Below are 15,876 nucleotides of genomic sequence, written 5' to 3'. Positions count from 1 at the left end.
CGGGGGCGTACATGTTTTGCTGAACCACTTCATCCACTCGGATTTCAGGTGTTATGGGTACTTCTTCGCAGACAGTGTTGGTTACCGGAGCCACTGGATATGTGGGGGGACGCTTAGTGCCGTGTCTGCTTCGTGCGGGCCATCGTGTGCGGTGCTTCGTGCGCGATGCCACCCGATTGCGAGCGCAGCCCTGGCATGACCAGGTAGACGTTGTTACCGGCGATGCGCTCAAGCCTGATACGCTCAACGGGGTGTTCAAGAATGTTGATGCCGCATACTACCTGATCCATTCGCTAGGCAGTGGATCCGAGTTTGCCGAGCGAGACCGCCGGGCTGCCGAGAATATACGCCGGGCTGCCGAGGCGGAAGGCGTAGCACGGCTTATCTACCTTGGCGGCATTCGACCCAAAGGGGCGCAGCAGTCAAAGCATCTGCAGAGTCGGATGGAAACAGGCGATGTGCTTCGCGAGGGATCGATTCCAGTTACCGAGTTTCGGGCGGCGGTGATTGTCGGATCGGGCAGTCTCTCATTTGAACTCATCCGGTATCTTACCGAGCGGGTCCCCATTCTGATTTGTCCAAAATGGGTGCGTACCCCCACCCAGCCCATAGCCATTCGTAATGTGCTGCAATACCTGGTCGCGGCCCTGGAGCAACCCAAAAGCACAGGGCGCACAATCGAGATTGGAGGATCCGATGTGCTTACGTATGGCGATATGTTCGAACGGTATGCTCGGGTGCGCGGATTGCAGCGTCCGATTATAGATGTCCCGTTTCTTACCCCGCGGCTGTCCTCCCACTGGGTGGGGCTTGTCACGCCCATATCGAACCAGATTGCGCGTCCACTTATCGAAGGACTCGATAACGAGGTTACTGTTGATGACCCTACGGTAGCGCGCCAATTGTTTCCGGAGGTGCGTCCGATGTCGTATGAGGCAGCTGTGCGACTGGCCCTGCGCCGCTATGCGTCGAACGACATTCCCACCGTCTGGAACAGTGCCGTGTCATCCCATCCCGGCGGACGCCAAGTGAATACGACGCTTGAAACAACCGAGGGAATGATCAAAGAAACGCGCCAGCTGCAGGTTCATGCGGATGCGGGCACAACGTTTCGTGTGATTGAAGGGCTTGGCGGCGAAACAGGCTGGCTCTTTGGAAATGCGCTTTGGCACTTACGCGGGTATCTTGACCAGTTGCTAGGTGGCATTGGATATCGGAAGGGACGTCGTCATCCTACCGAACTCCGCGCGGGCGATACGGTCGACTTTTGGCGCGTTGAAGCAATCGAGCGGCCCCGGCTGCTGCGTCTACGCGCCGAAATGACAATGCCGGGACGCGCGTGGATGCAGTACGAGGTGGAGCCACGAGGCGCGCGCCGGGCCGTCATCACGCAATCAAATTACTTTGAGCCGAAAGGCTTGCTCGGCACCGTGTACTGGTACCTCCTGGCCATTCCCCACCAGATCATATTTTCAGGCATGCTCCATGCTTTGCGCGAGCGTATCGAAAAGAAGACCCCCGCTTCTGTGAATGCATAGGTGCAATTTCGCATAGGACGGTCGGTTCACGAACAGCGTAGCCCTGTCTGTTTAGATGTGCGTCTGCAAGAATCCGCGTAGAGCTGTATTAATGGCGGTAGGACGTTCAACCACAACCGCGTGTCCGGCATTCGGAATCGTGAGAAAAGTGGAGTGAGGCAGCCGGTTGGCAATGCGTTGACTGTAGTGCACGGGTTTGAGTGTGTCTTTCTCTCCGCATAGCACCAATGTCGGGCAAGAAATGTGGGGCAAACGATCGGTTATGTCGATCGTGAGGAAGGCTTCAACCAAGCGAGCGAAGGCCGAGAAGAACTCGGTAGGATATTCCGCCATCCGCGTACGCCCTGCACGTACTGCGCCAGGATTTGCCTCCAGAAAAGACGACGAGTAGTTGTCGGGGATGGTGGCAGTGTACAGGTGCTCTGGACTGGAGCGAGCGATAGCAGCCCAGGCCTCGGTTTGGCGACGCAGCCGCGGCCCGACCTCACTCACGGCACTGATAACAGTAAGGCTTTGCACACGCTCGGGGTAGGCGTCTGCAAAGAGCAGACCCACTTCGCCGCCGTACGATGTGCCCACAACGTGGCATGCATCAATGCCGAGATGGTCAAGCAGGGCCCGAAAATCATCCACGTGGTCACGCAGTGTGATCCGGTCCGGCTTTTCACTTCGGAGTTGTCCGCGCATATCATGCAGCACGCACTGGTAGGTGTCAGACAGCACCGACGTTTGGGGCGTCCACGACGCTGTGGTCATCATAATGCCGTTCAGAAACGCGACAGGAGGGCCCTTGCCTGTTGTTTCAACGTGGAGGGTTACGTCGTTGCAGGTTACGTTGGGCATGGGGCCAAAAGAGTCAGTTCATCATCCAGAGGGATCCGTTCAGGAGGGTGGCATACATCACCCACGCCAGATACGGCAGGAGCAGAAAAGCCGACCAGCGGTTGATTGGGTAGAACCGTTTAAGCGTCCACCGGATGGCAAGCAGGAGCGTGATAATCACCACCAGCCCGCCCCCAATCGATTGCATTCCAAAGAAGACAAACGACCAAGCGCCGTTCAGAACGAGTTGAAGCCCAAATACGGCACTGGCCGTTTGCACTTCATCCGTCCACCCGGTGCGAAGCACCAAAAACCACGCAATGGCCATCATGGCGTAGAGCGTGATCCAGACCGGAGCAAAGAGCCAGTCGGGTGGAGTGAAAAAAGGCTTTTCAAGCGTCGGATACCAGGTTTGGACCGGTTCCTGAGTGGCGTATCCCGCAAGCGCTCCGACTCCCTGACACACGATGAGTGTTAACAGCAGAAGCCAGGCATCGCGCTGGCGGGATGAGGTAGGGGCTTCAGACATAGGCAGGGCGGCAGATTGAACGGCTACGATACAGTTCCGTCGAGCAGGTCGCGGTAAAAGTCAAGCGTTTGTTCAGCAATGGCCGTCCAGCTAAACTGCTCCACAACACGGGTACGAGCAGCATCAGCCATGCGGGCGCGGCGATCAGGATCGGCCATGAGCGTATTTACGCCGTCAGCCAGTGCCTGTGAGAAAGCATCAGGGTCTTTGGGATCAACGTCAGTTCCTTCGTCCGCTTCAAACGACACAAGCACCCCTGTTTCGCCATCGACAACTACTTCGGGGATGCCCCCTACGGCAGAAGCCACTACAGGCGTGTGGCAGGCCATCGCCTCCAGATTGATGATGCCAAACGGTTCGTACACCGAGGGGCACACAAACAGCGACGCCTGCGAGTACAGCGTGATGACTTCATCTTTTGGAAGCATCTCGTTGATCCAGACAATGCGGTTGCCCGATTCGGCCTGCGCATCTTCAACGAGTGCCGTCATTTCAGCGGCAATCTCATCGGTGTCGGGGGCGCCTGCGCACAGTACGATCTGCACGTCATCGTTCATGTGATGGATGGCCCGCACCAGATGCAGAATGCCCTTCTGGCGGGTAATGCGCCCCACAAACAGCACATACGGCTGATCGGGGTCCACATCGTGCTTTCGCAGCACGGCATCGTCCGGACGCGGCTGATACTGGTCGATGTCAATCCCGTTGTAAATGGTGCGGATGCGCGAACGGGGCACATCGTACAGATCGTGCACATCGTCTTGCATAGCCGAAGAAACGGCAACCACACCATCGGCATTTTCATAGGCGGTGCGCTCGACCCAGCTCGATCCGTGATAGGCGGTGCCGAGCTGCTCCACCTTCCATGGACGATGCGGCTCCAACGAGTGCGTGGAGAGCACCAGCTTGGCTCCGGTAAGTTGTTTGGCCAGACATCCAGCCAGATGCGAGTACCACGTGTGCCCGTGTACAATGTCGGCCTTCTGCACCGATCCGGCCATGATGACGTTGCGGGCCATCGCATCCAGAAATTTCTTGTGGCGCGGGTCCTGGTGAGGCACCTCGGAGGCGGTAATGCCCTGAACCTCCAGGTTTCCTCCCGTAATCTCCTGCTCGCCAAAGCTAAGCACCTGCACATGATGCTCGCCATCGTCGGCAGCAGCCATTTCGCGGGTTAGATACTCGACATGCACGCCCGCTCCGCCGTATACGTTGGGAGGGTACTCGTTGGTGAGGATGACGATGTTCATAAAAGGAGGGTTGGGTATGGAGGAAAGTAAGCGGTGAAATGTGCGCGAGAGAGAATTAGATCACCGTGTCGTCCGGAATCACGGCGTTTTTGGGGAGAACGACCACCCCGTCACGGATCATGTAGTTCTCGCCCTCGGCTTCCTGCACATTGTCGCGGTTTTTGATGATGCAGCGCTTTCCGATGGACACATTCTTGTCGATGATGGCCCCCTCAATGTATGACTCTGCACCGATCCCGGGAAGAGACGGTCCCTCACGACGCCCGATGCCTGTGTCGTCTTGCCACGGGTAGTGATCGGCCCCCATGAGCACGGTGTTTTTCAAGGTTGTGTTTTCTCCGATGTATGAGCGAATGCCCACGACTGAGTTCGCAATCTGGCTATTTACGACAATGCTTCCCTCTGCAATAAGCGAGTTTTGCACGTAGGAGCTTTCGACCTTGGCCGGAGGAAGCATCCGGGCATTGGTGTAGAGCGGGCGGTCGGGGTCGTAGAGATCAAACTCAGGCTTATTTTTCGCCAGCATTAGATTGGCCTCGAAGAACGACTCAATTGTGCCGATGTCGCTCCAGTAGCCTTCAAACGGATAGCTAGCTACACGGTGGCTGTCGATGGCCCGCGGAATGATGCCTTTTCCGAAGTCATGGTCTTCGGGATAGGCGTCGAGCATCTCCCGCAGTAGGCCCTGATCGAAAATGTAAATACCCATAGAGGCCAGATAGATGCGTCCCTGCTCTTCCATTTCGGGAGCGACGGGACTGCTTTTTCCGTCGAGCTCATCAGACGCAGGTTTTTCGGCAAATTCGGTGATGATCTCATCTTCATTGGTCTTCAAGATGCCGAAGGCCGGCGCCTGCTTAGCCGTTACTGGAATGGTGCCAATGGTGATGTCGGCATTGGTGCTGTGGTGGTGGGCCAGCATCTTGCGGAAGTCCATCGAATACAGCTGGTCGCCCGATAAGATGAGCACCTGCTTGTGGCGGTAGCCTTCCATGTGGTCCAGGCTGCGCCGAACCGCATCGGCGGTACCCTGAAACCAGTCGGTTGACGACGGGGTCTGTTCAGCGGCCAGCATCGTGACAAACCCGTTGCTAAAGCGGTCGAAGCGGTAGGTGCGTGCAATATGGCGATTTAGGCTGGCCGAGTTGAATTGGGTGAGCACAAAAATGCGCTCGATGCCTGAGTTCAAACTGGTCGAAATGGGCACGTCGATCAGTCGGTAGCGCCCGGCCAATGGAACAGCGGGTTTAGCACGCAGCTTTGTTAGGGGATACAACCGGGTTCCGGCGCCTCCTCCCAGAATTACGCTAAGGACGTCCTTGGAGATGTTGCTCATAACAGGCGGGCGATCAATGAACAAAAGTATACGGGAGCGCTTCCTGTAACATCCGAAGCAGAACGGTCAGGAGCAAGCCTAATGTGAAAGAGAAGACATTTTGTTACGTTCGGTTTGAGACCTGTCCAAAGTGTTTCTGTGTGTGATCAGGCGCTCGTTGAAATTTCGCGGCACCACACGGAAGCTGCTTCGTGTATGTGATGTGATTCCGTATACTCGCGCTCCGCTGGTTATTCGATTGTTGCTATGACGCTGCACACGCTCTTTGTTGTATTGCACATCACCACTGCTGCTGCCTGGTTTGGGCTGGGGCTTCGGCTGGCTGGAAAAGCACGCACGGTGCTCTCCCTTGAGGGGAACGCTGCCACTGCGCTAGCCAAAGACACCCAGCGCACCGTCAAGTGGATGAGCGGCTTTATTATACTGACCGTCGTGTTTGCGTACGCTTCATTCTTCATTGGGGGCGGCTTTACGGGCTATCCGCCGCAGTATCATGCCTCGCTGACGTTGATGTTGGTGCTGGTAGCCGTGCAGTTCTTTATTCACTGGTCATGGAATCAACTGACAAACATTGTGACCAACGGTGCTTCTCCCACAAGCAAAGAAGCCGACAGCGCCCGCAAAAAAGTAGCCATTGGTACGGGCGTAGGACACCTCTTGTGGGTGGTGCTGCTCGTTCTGATGTACTTTGACACGCTTGTCCGTCCGTTCTTTGTGTAGCACAATGTAAGGAGGCAGCGAACAGAGCGTTAAAACCCAATAGCCTGTCAAGGCGCACCTCGTGCAATGAATGCCCCGTCAAAAGAACTGGGTAGTGCATCGCGTACGGCAGCGGCGTCATTTCGGCTTGGAAGCGGGCCGAGCCGTACGCGGTAGTACGGGGCTTGCCACACAATGCGTACCGGCGGCTCGTTGGTGTCGGGGAGGGCATCGGGGCGCGCGTCGGTTGTGTGCCACCACGAAACAACCTGTTCGCGAGCCTGCTCGGCGGCATTACGGCTGTCGGTCGTAGCTACCTGCACGAAGAAGGGACGCGCAGGCATCTCTGCCTCCGGTTCCGCCTCGCTACCCGTTGTCGACTCAAACAGCTGGCATCCGGCTACCCCGCTCATCAGAAGTCCCGTGAGAATAAACAGAAGCAGTCGGCGATACATAGGCTCACAAGAATATGTTAAGTGAACGAATCGGCTGCAGCAGGTGTAAAAAGGTACACAAATGCACGGAGAACAAGAGCGAGCCGCTTGTTGCGTTTGATTCTAACCGCAACAGGTTGCATATTGGCGTGCTGTAACGCATCACAATGCATCTGCTACTCATCAAACCCCGCTGCCGACCTATGCGTCCTCCTATGTCTACGTTCCGAGGCCCTTTGTGGGCTATTCTTTTCTGCCTTAGTGTAGCGCTATTGCTAGGTAATGCTACCACGGCGACTGCACAAGAACGCGATAACGAAGAGCCTCGTGTAAGCCCGAATGCCGAGGTGCATCAAACCATTGGCACCACCGAAGTCCGCGTTACATACGGACGTCCGTCGGTGCGCGATCGTGTCATCTTTGGCGACCTGGTACCGTACGATGAAATCTGGCGTACCGGAGCAAATGAAGCGACTACCATCACGTTTTCCGGTCCGGTGTACGTGGAGAATGAGCCGGTAGAGGCGGGAACCTATGCGCTCTTTACCATACCCAGCGAAGCAGGGACTTGGACGCTCATCTTGAACGAAGAAGCCAACCAGTGGGGAGCATATGACCACAATGCCGATGCGGACGTGCTGCGCACCGAGATCGCTCCTGAATCTACAGCCCATCACTATGAGCTGATGACGTTCAGCTTCTCCCAGGTCGATGATACCATGGCTATGCTCAGCATGAAATGGAACGATACCCAACTGCCCATTACGCTGTCGCTCTCTGAGCAAACCGATGAAGACTCATCATCCGCCCTCGACACCAAACAATAGTCTGTGTTTTACATGCTGCGTGTGTTTGCTATACTAAGTGGAGGGGTTCTCCTTGTTGCATGGCTCGGAATGGGCTGTAGTCAGGAGCCGTCTACACCGCACCCAGCAGACAACATAGACGCGTATCTGGATGCTGTCATTCAAGCCCACGGCGGGGCGGTGCTCGATGCCGCTACGGTGTCGTTTACGTTTCGCGAGTATGAGGTGGAGTTGCAGCGCGACGATGGTGTGTTTGAATACCGTCGTAGCTTTACGGATACGGACGGTCAGCGTGTTACGGAAGGCATCACAAACAACGATGTGTATCGCGTGGTCGAAGGCGATACCCTCTCTTTAGATGCCGAAGAGCGGTCCGAGATAGAAACAGCGGTGAATGGAATTGCCTATTTTGCACTGCTGCCGTATCCACTCCAAGATCCATCAGTGAACGCTACGTACGCAGGACCCGACACGGTTCGAGGCGCTGCGTATCATCGTGTTGGCGTGGGCTTTGACGCGGAGGCTGGCACAGATTATCAGGATGAGTTCATGTACTGGTTTGATGCCGATACGCATGCGATGGATTATATGGCCTACGCATTTGGCGTTGGTGGTCCCGAAGAAGACCAGGGCACTCGCTTCCGTGAGGCGTATCGCGTTCACAATGTTGAGGGGGTGCGCTTGGCCGACTACTACAACTACACGGTTGAAGACCTGCCTATCGATGAACTGCAAGCATACCCCAACTATCTGGAGACCGACACATTGACTTTTGTATCGACCGTCGATCTCGAAAATCTTCGGATCACACCCCTCAACTGAAAGGCAATTAGTCAAACGGCTCGGCCAGCATTTGCGTGAGCGTGTCAATGCGCTCCTTTGAAAGCAGAGGCTCAATGGCCTGAATGATAAGGCTTACACAGGTGGCTCGGTACATGAGCGTTTCCTGGGGCTGTCCGTTTCGGGCCGTTTGGCTTTGGATTTGCGTATTTAACAGTGTCCAGTGGCACTTCATTTCTAAATACTGCACCGCTAGCGCCTGATTGATTTCCTCCACCTCATCTAAGTCCGACATGGTTTGGACGATGCGGTTGCGTAGCCCCGATGCGTAGGCTCGGACTGCGCGTTTCTGGGCGGTCGTTCCCCCATCCCACTGCGCCAAAACACTTTTCCATTGCTCATCTAATGGATCTTTCAGCGCATCCTGGATATGTTGGTGGCGCATGGCGACATCATTCGATGGAGGAGCAGAGGGCTTGGCTTTAGGCATCGGGAACGGAAGGTCAAAAAGTGAGCGCGGTTGTATTACAGAAGTCTGTACCGGCGTTGAAGCAACCAGAGCATTAAAAACACACAGAGTAGTATTGAGCAGCGGCGCAAATGCTGCAGCGTTCAGACGTATATGCCGACTTATTTACAGTCCGGCACGGATGTGTCAGATCCGTAATTGATGGGCACACGAGCGGCGCGTTTTTTCGTTATAGCAGTAGAGGTGTAAACTGCCCGCTCAAACTTTCCAAATGCTGAAACGTATTCTTTACGGTTAAGCAAGCCCCTACCGGCTATTATTAAACAGCGAACCTTGCCAAGTTATCGGGGGTACATGTTTTGGGTTGTATTTTCCATGCACCGCGTAATAGCGCATCGAAGCTGTGCCGTTGGTTAGGTTTGGCATAGAGATGCGCTATCCGCTGGCTTTTCTTGCATCAAGGATGCTACGTATTTATGTCTGAGTCGCCTTCTTCTGACTTTTCCCCCCAGGAACTTGTAGAGGCCTGGAACACAATCTGTGGGCTTCTTGACGCGACCGGACCGTCAGAGGCTATCGGGCGCGTTCAAACGCTGACGAGCCAACTTAAGGTGTTGGATCAGCGTGATGACATTCCAGACAATCTGGCTACGCTCAGTGAGATTGAAGAGGTGTTTGCGCGGCTCCATGAGCAGATGGCTGAGTTGCGTGAACGAAACGAACAGCTAGAGCGTCGTCTTGACGCGACCACAAGCGTAGGCACAGAAGATGTGTCTGGAAACGACCTGCTCGAAGCGTTGGATGCAGCTTCGTACGAAACAGCGCTCGATCGCATCAACACGTTGCAGCGCAAAGTCGACGAGATGTATGAAGAGCGGCAGGTCATCATGGAGGCCGGGCACGATACCGCTGCCGATCTGGTTGAAGCAGCCCGTGCTCTGCAGCGGGAAAATGATCGACTGAATAAATCCATCGAAGACCGGTCCACGCCTAGTACAGAGGTGCTTCAGGCGGCTTCTGCTATCCGGACTGTCTTAGGTGTGTCTACCATTGGCGAGGCAGAAACGTTTGTCAATCGTCTTGATGCGATTAGCAACGGTATGCGGCGCGCGCTGGACCACCTCGGGATGGATGTGCCTCAAGATCTCAATATCGACCGGGCCGAGGATGTCTTCTCGTTTCTGGAAGTATTGGAAGGCCAAATCGAACGACTCGCAAATGCGCCGCTCCCCGAAGAAGACGCTTTAGCGGCACACGAAACGCTCTCTGATATTGAGTCGGTGCTGGGCATCGCGTCAGCCGAGGAAGCGCGCGAGATGGAACACATGGTGCGCACTGTTACCGAAGAACTTTCGGCGCTTGCGAGAGAGCACGAGGTTCTCGAAGAAGCGGGTCTTACGGCTGAAGAGGCTGTTTCTATGATCGAAAGCATGGATGAGCAGCTTGACGATCTGTACGTTCAGCACGATGTGGGGGCCGATTCGCAAGCGTTGCCACCCGGCTTGCAAGAAACGCTGGGAGTCTCTTCTACCGATGAGGCGGAAGAGCTACTGCATCTGGCGCAAACCATGGACGATCAGCTTACGAGCCTGTACGAGGACCGAGACAAGCTCAACGAAATTGGGGTTAGCACCGTCGAAGAGGCGGTTCGGATGATCCAAGACATGAACGAGCAGCTGGTCGAGTTATATGAAGAGGTGGAGGCTCGGTCGGCGGCAACCCTGCTTCCTATGGAAAGCCAAGATACGTTTCAGCAGTTAGAATCGCTGTATGCGAACCAAGAGAAGCTTCAAGGAGAGCTCGGGGTGTCAGACCCGGAGGCTATCATTCGAATGGTTGAAAACATGAATGTACAGCTGGAGACGCTCTATGAGAAGCGCGATGCTACTCACTCCAACCACGAAGGAAGCACTGATGATAGCGAAAAGGCAGAGCAGATTATTCAAAGCATGGTTGCGCAGTTGGAAGCGCTCTATGATGAAAAAGAAACGCTGATCGAAGAAGGCTTTGCCTCGCCCGAAGATGCTGCTGAGTACATTCAGGCCCTTCGCAACGAAGTTAAATCGTTGCGCGAGCACGAAACGGAGGCCGATGCCTCAACATCGGAGGCATGGGACAAACTAAAACGCGAACTCGATGTGGATCATCCACAAGAAGTGATCAATCTGTTGGAGTCAGCCACCACCTCGCAAGAAAGCAACGGGACTTCGGTAGCGCCCGCTTCAGCTGAACCTTCCACGCGCACACGGTCGCGGATCGCTCCTGTATGGCAATCGGCCCCTGATGTAGCAGATGCAGATACGCTGTCTCAACTTCCAACTCATTCGACCCATGAGCACAACGCATTGTCTTTTGGAGTGATTGAAGTTGATGCTGATGGATGCATACAGCAGCTCAACAACGCAGCATATGCCCTTCCTCTGTTTGATCGACTGCGCTCCATGGAAGAAGCCCACGGACAAGACTTTTTCTTGGAGATAGCTCCCAGCACAGCTACCGATACGTTCTACGGACGCTTTTATGAGGGGCGACAACAGAGGCAGCTTAACGCTCGCTTTCCTCATTGCTTTACAGAAGCCGAACGCGATCCATTTGTCGCGTTCGTGCATCTGTACTACCATGCTGATTCGGATACATACTGGATTCTTCTTGCTGCGCCCTCTGCGCGCTCTTAAAGCGCGTTGCCTGTTCACTGGCTTGTGTACGCTCGCCCTACTCCGCCATGAGTGACGATTCAACAACTTCCGACCTGTTTTCTTACTTAAAGCAAAAGTCGTCCGATGCGTCAGCCTCCGACCAGCTGATCTCTAAAGGGGAGGCACCGGATGAGGAAGAGCACGCAGATGCTTCCAGTCTCTCGGAGGAAGAGCGCACAGAAGGAACGTCTCCCTCGGCACTCGACTTCGACGACCCTGCCGTTGGTGAAATGTTGCGCGATGCCTCCGATGAAGAACTGAACGCGGCTTCCTTCGGAATCATCCGGCTCGATGACGATGGCATCGTGCAGTTCTTCAACGAGTACGAATCCAATCTAAGTGGCGTAGACCGTGAGGAAGCGGTCGGCCAAAGTTATTTCAATGAACTCGCGCCGTGTAGCAATAACCGCGTGTTCTATGGACGTTTTCGAGAAGGGTTATCTGCCGGGCAACTTGATGAGTACTTCACGTACACGTTCACATACAAAATGCGTCCTACGCTCGTGGATGTGCATTTGTACCGAGACGAAGCAGGCAACAACTGGATTATGGTGCGGAAGCGATAACACACGATAGGTGTGAGACAGCACTATGGACATCGCTGTTTTAGGAGGGGGCATTTCGGGGATCACAACGGCCACCACGCTTCACCTGCTCGGCTACAATACAACACTTATCACGGCGGCTCGCCTAGATACAGGGCTTGGCTTGCAAGCTCCCCAGTGTGCGAGTGCGTATCCAGCGGCATCGGTTATTCCGCATGCCGTGCGTATCCCACACGAGGCATTTCATCTACAGCAAAGTCAGCGGTGTTTCGACTGCTTTCGGGATGCTCCCGAGTGGGGCGTGCGCGTTCAGCGTCATGCAGAGCTTTTCGAGTTTCCTACAGATCGACCTTCATATGCAGCGGGTCTGCGCAATCCGAAATGGTTTGAACAGGAGGCCCAGCCCTTAGATGGACTCCCACAGCGTCGCAATGCACCGGGTCCGTATGGCTGGACGTTCGACATGACGTTTGTTGAGGCGCCCCGGTATCTTGTACAACTCTATGCGCTGTATGAACAGATTGGCGGTACGGTGCAGCGGATGCACATCCGGCGAGACAACCGAAGCACGCTACCCGGAGACGTGTGGATCAATTGTCTGGGATATGCAGCTCCACATGTGTTTGACGATCCCGCTCCCGCAACGTATCGGCATGGCTTTCTACTGCATGTTGCGCCTTCGGCTGATGCCGCAATTCCGCCGCAAACGGAGTCGGTAGCTTCTTACAATTATGCTCTTCAGCCCAACGCATATCCTACGCCAAGTGGAAACGGGGGCGGTATTTATTTTTATCCACGCTCTGATGTCTGGATTGTGGGGGGCACTAAACATCCAGCCCATGCCGATGGCACGTATCAGGCGTCGCTTTGCGAACCCACAAGGCGTGTACATGGCGTGGTCTTGCCCGCTGCTATGTGGTACACCAACGTCCGCTTTATCCGAAAACTAACCGGTGTAGACATTCAAGCGCGTCTTTTGCGAGTCGTTAGCGGCCTTCGTTATCTGCGTGATCCGGAAGGGGAGGGGGTGCGGCTAAGTTGGGAGGAGAATCAGGAGCGCCCCATCGTGCACAATTATGGCCACGGTGGAGCAGGGGTTACGCTTTCCTGGAGTTGTGCATTACAGGTGGCGCGGGTTTTGCAGGAGAAAGGGCATATGCCCGCTCTACCCATGGTGTCATGCGAAACAGCTTCGGCGCTCCAACAGACATTGGTTACACAGCGCGAGGCGACGCCGCAGGCAACCGTTACGGGTAACACAGAAATGGATTAACGAATCGATTTCTTGTTTTGCATCAACTTCTTGCAAAACAGTGCGTGTTTGCATATAATCTTTATGTGTCCCCCACAAAGGATGCATCGGCTTGTGGCCCCCTTGTTTTTGTCGCAAGCTTTGCTGCGTATCCCCACTACGCTGTTATTTCCCCACCTTGTAATTTTTCCCTTATGAAAGATGCTGTTGATCAAGCCATCTGGCGGCTTACCGTAGCGGCTGGTCTTGTCAGCCTGGTTGTGTATGTTTTCTTCTTTGTGTTCTAACGGCCTTAATGATCGTGTATGCGCTTATTCAACATTACAATGCGTATCTGAATAAACGTGCTCGTGTAATCCGTGTAAGATGTGCGCCCTTGGTATGAACTTGCTAGAAGCGTTATCGTACGGAAGGTGAGCTAATCTCTCGTACGAATCAATGTGTTTATGAGTACCCTTCTTGTCGTAGGCGACCGTGTGCTTATTGAACCGCGCGACGGCGAACAGAAGACCGATTCGGGTCTTGTCTTGCCGGCGTCGGTATCGGCCAAAGACGAGGTGAAAGGCGGCCACATCATAAAAACCGGGCCAGGCTACTTAACTCCCAATCCAGAATACTCGGAAAGCGAAACGTGGAAGCAGTCCGAGCAACCCATTCGGTATTTGCCGTTGGAGGCAGAGCCTGGTGACTTTGCCTTTTTTGTGCGCGACAAGGCGGTGGAAATCCGATTTGAGGGTACCGACTATCTGATTGTGCCGCACTCAGCCATTCTCGCTTTGGTGCGTGATACGCCTGACGACGAACTACCGTCGGACACACCCGACGAGGGGCGTTCAGACACAACCATTGATGATCTGTTGGATGATTGATTGATGAGGCTGTTGAACGCTCATGAATGGTGCCACCAAGGGCCCTCTTCGACTGGTGCAGGATTGGTGGGAGGGTCCTCGGTGGACGGAGACGCATGCGCTGTTGGACGGGGCGCAGTTTCCGTGCGCGGCAGGTGGGCAAGGTAGAGAAGATGGGCGGCATAGCGTCCAGCAGAAAGGGAGGGCAGTTCCTGCATGCGCGCCTGTGTACGGCGGCGTTCTGCCTCGTAGACACGTATCTTTTCGCGTACGCGGGCGGCTTCGGTGTCAAGGCGTTCCATACGCCGTGTAATGTAGCGCTGCAGGCGTCGTTCTTCGGCGGGCGAGAGTTGATTGGGAATCTCGCTGGCGTAAGACTGTACCAGACTTGAGCGCCACATCTGGATGCGCGCTTTTGTGGCGTCGGTTATTCGACGAAGGGGAGCAATAGCCTCGGAGGTGGCCTCGTAAGCTGTGCGAATGTTGTTGGCTTTCAGTTGGATCATATCGCTGTGCTGTACCCCATCCACAGCACCGACCTCACCAATAAAGTGATGCTTGAGGCAGTCGTAAAGGGCCTCATCTTGCACCTCTTGAAGCCGTTTGGCGCGGCGCTCTTCGACCGACGACTTCACTTCTTGCTTTTGATTGGATAACGTGTTGAGCTCGCGCTCCATCGTGTCGATAAGCGCGGTGTACCGATCCGATTCATGACGGAGGCGTTGCCTGCGGCGTGTAATGGGATGCTTTCGGTAGGCGTAGGTCGCTACTCCAAGAGCGGCACCAAGCGTGATTAGGGCTACTGCGGCGCCGAGCCACCATGAGGCAGCATATCCTCCTACAAGAGCAAGCAGCAACGCCCCTCCTGTCGCTGGGGCCCACCACTGGGCGATCTGTGAACGGGGAGCTGCCTGCTCACGGCGCTGGCGACGTTGTCGGGCTGCGCTACGATCGGACGCAAGGGGGTGGGGCGCTTCGTCATTGAGCACATCAGCAAGGGGAGGCACCTGTTCGGGCGTGCGGTAGCAGGCAGCCTCTAACGAGCGAACAAGTCCCGAAAGGGCCTCTTCGTCGCGTAGCGCTCCAAACACCGGTGAGCCCTCGGGGTCGTAGAAGTCGCTGTCTCGAAACAGAAGGTTTTCGCCGGTATCGAACCGATCCCAGAGCGCAGGGCGGTGCGCCACCGCCTGCAGTCCGGTATAGATAACCAGCCCGGCAAAGTGGTCTAGATGCATCCCAAAGTCGGCCTCGGTGCGATCGGGGTGCTGGTAGTTACGGTGCCCTACCTCAGGGCTTTGCTTGCCACTAAGGGCAGGCACGTACATGGTATCATAGTCAACAAGACGAAGCGCTGGGCCGTTTTCGGTATCGGCGACGCGGATATTGCCGTGCTGCAAATCGCCATGGGCAATGTCGGCGGCGTGCAGATCCTGGAGCAGGGCGGCCCAGGCCTCGGCCAGATGCTGGAGCGCTTCTGGATCGTTCGTATGCGCGCGTACCCACTCATTGAGCGATGTGCCTTCGACCCATTCCATTTTAAGCAGCGGAAACGAGTCGCCCTCAACGCGAATACCGGGTTGCTGGTAGTCGAACGTAACGAGTGCGGACAGGTCGTGCGTGTCGAGGTGCGCCGCAATAGCTTGGTAGCGCGCCTGTTGGTCAGGCACATCGGTTAAGAAGCATTTGGCAGCCCAGCGTTGATTGTGTTTGTCCGTAAGAGGAAAGACCACGGCAAAGGCGCCGCTGATGGGTTGGGGCAGCCCCAGTACGTTTGTGCGGGGCGTGGCATCCTGCAGAGTGGAGTCAACGAAGGCCGTATCGGGAAACTGAACGGCTTCCTGGTAGGCGCTGGGCGTGGGGTATCCGGCCATG

The 15,876-nt window shown here is 55.4% G+C and carries 15 protein-coding genes; 8 read left to right on the top strand and 7 right to left on the bottom strand.

Translation table 11 applies throughout. From position 1 onward, the window contains the following. Nucleotides 1–53: 53 nt before the first annotated feature. On the top strand, nt 54–1,538 hold the full coding sequence (locus ACZ5AL_RS10450) for an SDR family oxidoreductase (RefSeq protein WP_464510315.1): 1,485 nt from the start codon (nt 54–56) through the stop codon (nt 1,536–1,538). Between the two features lie 51 nt (nt 1,539–1,589). Here ACZ5AL_RS10450 and ACZ5AL_RS10445 read toward each other — a convergent pair whose 3' ends face one another. The 4 genes from ACZ5AL_RS10445 to ACZ5AL_RS10430 are packed head-to-tail and all read right to left on the bottom strand — an operon-like array spanning nt 1,590 to nt 5,475. Further along, nucleotides 1,590–2,381 carry an alpha/beta fold hydrolase gene (locus ACZ5AL_RS10445; protein ID WP_464510314.1) on the bottom strand — a complete coding sequence of 264 codons (792 nt, stop codon included), beginning with the start codon at nt 2,379–2,381 and terminating at the stop codon, nt 1,590–1,592. A gap of 13 nt (nt 2,382–2,394) precedes the next feature. Next, nucleotides 2,395–2,889 carry a TspO/MBR family protein gene (locus tag ACZ5AL_RS10440; protein ID WP_464510313.1) on the bottom strand — a complete coding sequence of 165 codons (495 nt, stop codon included), beginning with the start codon at nt 2,887–2,889 and terminating at the stop codon, nt 2,395–2,397. A 23-nt stretch (nt 2,890–2,912) separates the two neighbouring features. After that, nucleotides 2,913–4,139, bottom strand: a complete 1,227-nt coding sequence (glgA, locus tag ACZ5AL_RS10435; protein WP_464510312.1) for a glycogen synthase — start codon at nt 4,137–4,139, stop codon at nt 2,913–2,915. 55 nt (nt 4,140–4,194) lie between these two features. After that, nucleotides 4,195–5,475 carry a glucose-1-phosphate adenylyltransferase gene (locus ACZ5AL_RS10430; protein WP_464510311.1) on the bottom strand — a complete coding sequence of 427 codons (1,281 nt, stop codon included), beginning with the start codon at nt 5,473–5,475 and terminating at the stop codon, nt 4,195–4,197. Between the two features lie 246 nt (nt 5,476–5,721). On the opposite strand from ACZ5AL_RS10430, the gene ACZ5AL_RS10425 reads away from it, so the two are divergent. Beyond that, nucleotides 5,722–6,195 carry a hypothetical protein gene (locus ACZ5AL_RS10425; RefSeq protein WP_464510310.1) on the top strand — a complete coding sequence of 158 codons (474 nt, stop codon included), beginning with the start codon at nt 5,722–5,724 and terminating at the stop codon, nt 6,193–6,195. A 47-nt stretch (nt 6,196–6,242) separates the two neighbouring features. Here the strand turns inward: ACZ5AL_RS10425 and ACZ5AL_RS10420 are convergent, their stop codons facing one another. Next, nucleotides 6,243–6,629 (bottom strand): SPOR domain-containing protein, encoded by a 387-nt coding sequence (locus ACZ5AL_RS10420; RefSeq protein WP_464510309.1) that lies wholly within the window; start codon nt 6,627–6,629, stop codon nt 6,243–6,245. A 194-nt stretch (nt 6,630–6,823) separates the two neighbouring features. On the opposite strand from ACZ5AL_RS10420, the gene ACZ5AL_RS10415 reads away from it, so the two are divergent. Both ACZ5AL_RS10415 and ACZ5AL_RS10410 read left to right on the top strand, forming a co-directional pair. Continuing rightward, nucleotides 6,824–7,435, top strand: a complete 612-nt coding sequence (locus ACZ5AL_RS10415; protein WP_464510308.1) for a DUF2911 domain-containing protein — start codon at nt 6,824–6,826, stop codon at nt 7,433–7,435. Nucleotides 7,436–7,447: 12 nt separating this feature from the next. Then, on the top strand, nt 7,448–8,236 hold the full coding sequence (locus ACZ5AL_RS10410; protein WP_464510307.1) for a DUF6503 family protein: 789 nt from the start codon (nt 7,448–7,450) through the stop codon (nt 8,234–8,236). A 7-nt stretch (nt 8,237–8,243) separates the two neighbouring features. Here the strand turns inward: ACZ5AL_RS10410 and ACZ5AL_RS10405 are convergent, their stop codons facing one another. Beyond that, nucleotides 8,244–8,639 (bottom strand): hypothetical protein, encoded by a 396-nt coding sequence (locus tag ACZ5AL_RS10405; protein ID WP_464510306.1) that lies wholly within the window; start codon nt 8,637–8,639, stop codon nt 8,244–8,246. Nucleotides 8,640–9,139: 500 nt separating this feature from the next. Between ACZ5AL_RS10405 and ACZ5AL_RS10400 the strand changes: the two genes are divergently transcribed. The 4 genes from ACZ5AL_RS10400 (at nt 9,140) to ACZ5AL_RS10385 (ending at nt 14,025) form a co-directional block, all read left to right on the top strand. Then, complete coding sequence (locus tag ACZ5AL_RS10400) at nt 9,140–11,338, top strand: coiled-coil domain-containing protein (protein WP_464510305.1); 2,199 nt, start codon at nt 9,140–9,142, stop codon at nt 11,336–11,338. 47 nt (nt 11,339–11,385) lie between these two features. Then, the gene (locus ACZ5AL_RS10395; RefSeq protein WP_464510304.1) at nt 11,386–11,925 is read left to right on the top strand and encodes a PAS domain-containing protein; all 540 of its coding nucleotides are present in this window, start codon (nt 11,386–11,388) and stop codon (nt 11,923–11,925) included. A 25-nt stretch (nt 11,926–11,950) separates the two neighbouring features. After that, the gene (locus ACZ5AL_RS10390; protein ID WP_464510303.1) at nt 11,951–13,177 is read left to right on the top strand and encodes an FAD-dependent oxidoreductase; all 1,227 of its coding nucleotides are present in this window, start codon (nt 11,951–11,953) and stop codon (nt 13,175–13,177) included. Nucleotides 13,178–13,602: 425 nt separating this feature from the next. Beyond that, complete coding sequence (locus ACZ5AL_RS10385; protein WP_464510302.1) at nt 13,603–14,025, top strand: co-chaperone GroES; 423 nt, start codon at nt 13,603–13,605, stop codon at nt 14,023–14,025. 20 nt (nt 14,026–14,045) lie between these two features. Here ACZ5AL_RS10385 and ACZ5AL_RS10380 read toward each other — a convergent pair whose 3' ends face one another. Continuing rightward, nucleotides 14,046–15,875 (bottom strand): phosphotransferase, encoded by a 1,830-nt coding sequence (locus ACZ5AL_RS10380; protein WP_464510301.1) that lies wholly within the window; start codon nt 15,873–15,875, stop codon nt 14,046–14,048. Nucleotide 15,876 lies beyond the last annotated feature (1 nt).

This window comes from Natronotalea proteinilytica, assembly GCF_055379935.1.
Note: the sequence above shows the minus strand (reverse complement) of the source record. Positions and strands in the feature narration are given on the sequence as shown.

Bases quoted from the DNA above. Each gene is read 5' to 3' on its own strand.
- ACZ5AL_RS10450 (WP_464510315.1), top strand. From the start codon at position 54: ATGGGTACTTCTTCGCAGACAGTGTTGGTTACCGGAGCCACTGGATAT.
- ACZ5AL_RS10445 (WP_464510314.1), bottom strand. From the start codon at position 2,381: ATGCCCAACGTAACCTGCAACGACGTAACCCTCCACGTTGAAACAACA.
- ACZ5AL_RS10440 (WP_464510313.1), bottom strand. From the start codon at position 2,889: ATGTCTGAAGCCCCTACCTCATCCCGCCAGCGCGATGCCTGGCTTCTG.
- glgA (WP_464510312.1), bottom strand. From the start codon at position 4,139: ATGAACATCGTCATCCTCACCAACGAGTACCCTCCCAACGTATACGGC.
- ACZ5AL_RS10430 (WP_464510311.1), bottom strand. From the start codon at position 5,475: ATGAGCAACATCTCCAAGGACGTCCTTAGCGTAATTCTGGGAGGAGGC.
- ACZ5AL_RS10425 (WP_464510310.1), top strand. From the start codon at position 5,722: ATGACGCTGCACACGCTCTTTGTTGTATTGCACATCACCACTGCTGCT.
- ACZ5AL_RS10420 (WP_464510309.1), bottom strand. From the start codon at position 6,629: ATGTATCGCCGACTGCTTCTGTTTATTCTCACGGGACTTCTGATGAGC.
- ACZ5AL_RS10415 (WP_464510308.1), top strand. From the start codon at position 6,824: ATGTCTACGTTCCGAGGCCCTTTGTGGGCTATTCTTTTCTGCCTTAGT.
- ACZ5AL_RS10410 (WP_464510307.1), top strand. From the start codon at position 7,448: ATGCTGCGTGTGTTTGCTATACTAAGTGGAGGGGTTCTCCTTGTTGCA.
- ACZ5AL_RS10405 (WP_464510306.1), bottom strand. From the start codon at position 8,639: ATGCGCCACCAACATATCCAGGATGCGCTGAAAGATCCATTAGATGAG.
- ACZ5AL_RS10400 (WP_464510305.1), top strand. From the start codon at position 9,140: ATGTCTGAGTCGCCTTCTTCTGACTTTTCCCCCCAGGAACTTGTAGAG.
- ACZ5AL_RS10395 (WP_464510304.1), top strand. From the start codon at position 11,386: ATGAGTGACGATTCAACAACTTCCGACCTGTTTTCTTACTTAAAGCAA.
- ACZ5AL_RS10390 (WP_464510303.1), top strand. From the start codon at position 11,951: ATGGACATCGCTGTTTTAGGAGGGGGCATTTCGGGGATCACAACGGCC.
- ACZ5AL_RS10385 (WP_464510302.1), top strand. From the start codon at position 13,603: ATGAGTACCCTTCTTGTCGTAGGCGACCGTGTGCTTATTGAACCGCGC.
- ACZ5AL_RS10380 (WP_464510301.1), bottom strand. From the start codon at position 15,875: ATGGCCGGATACCCCACGCCCAGCGCCTACCAGGAAGCCGTTCAGTTT.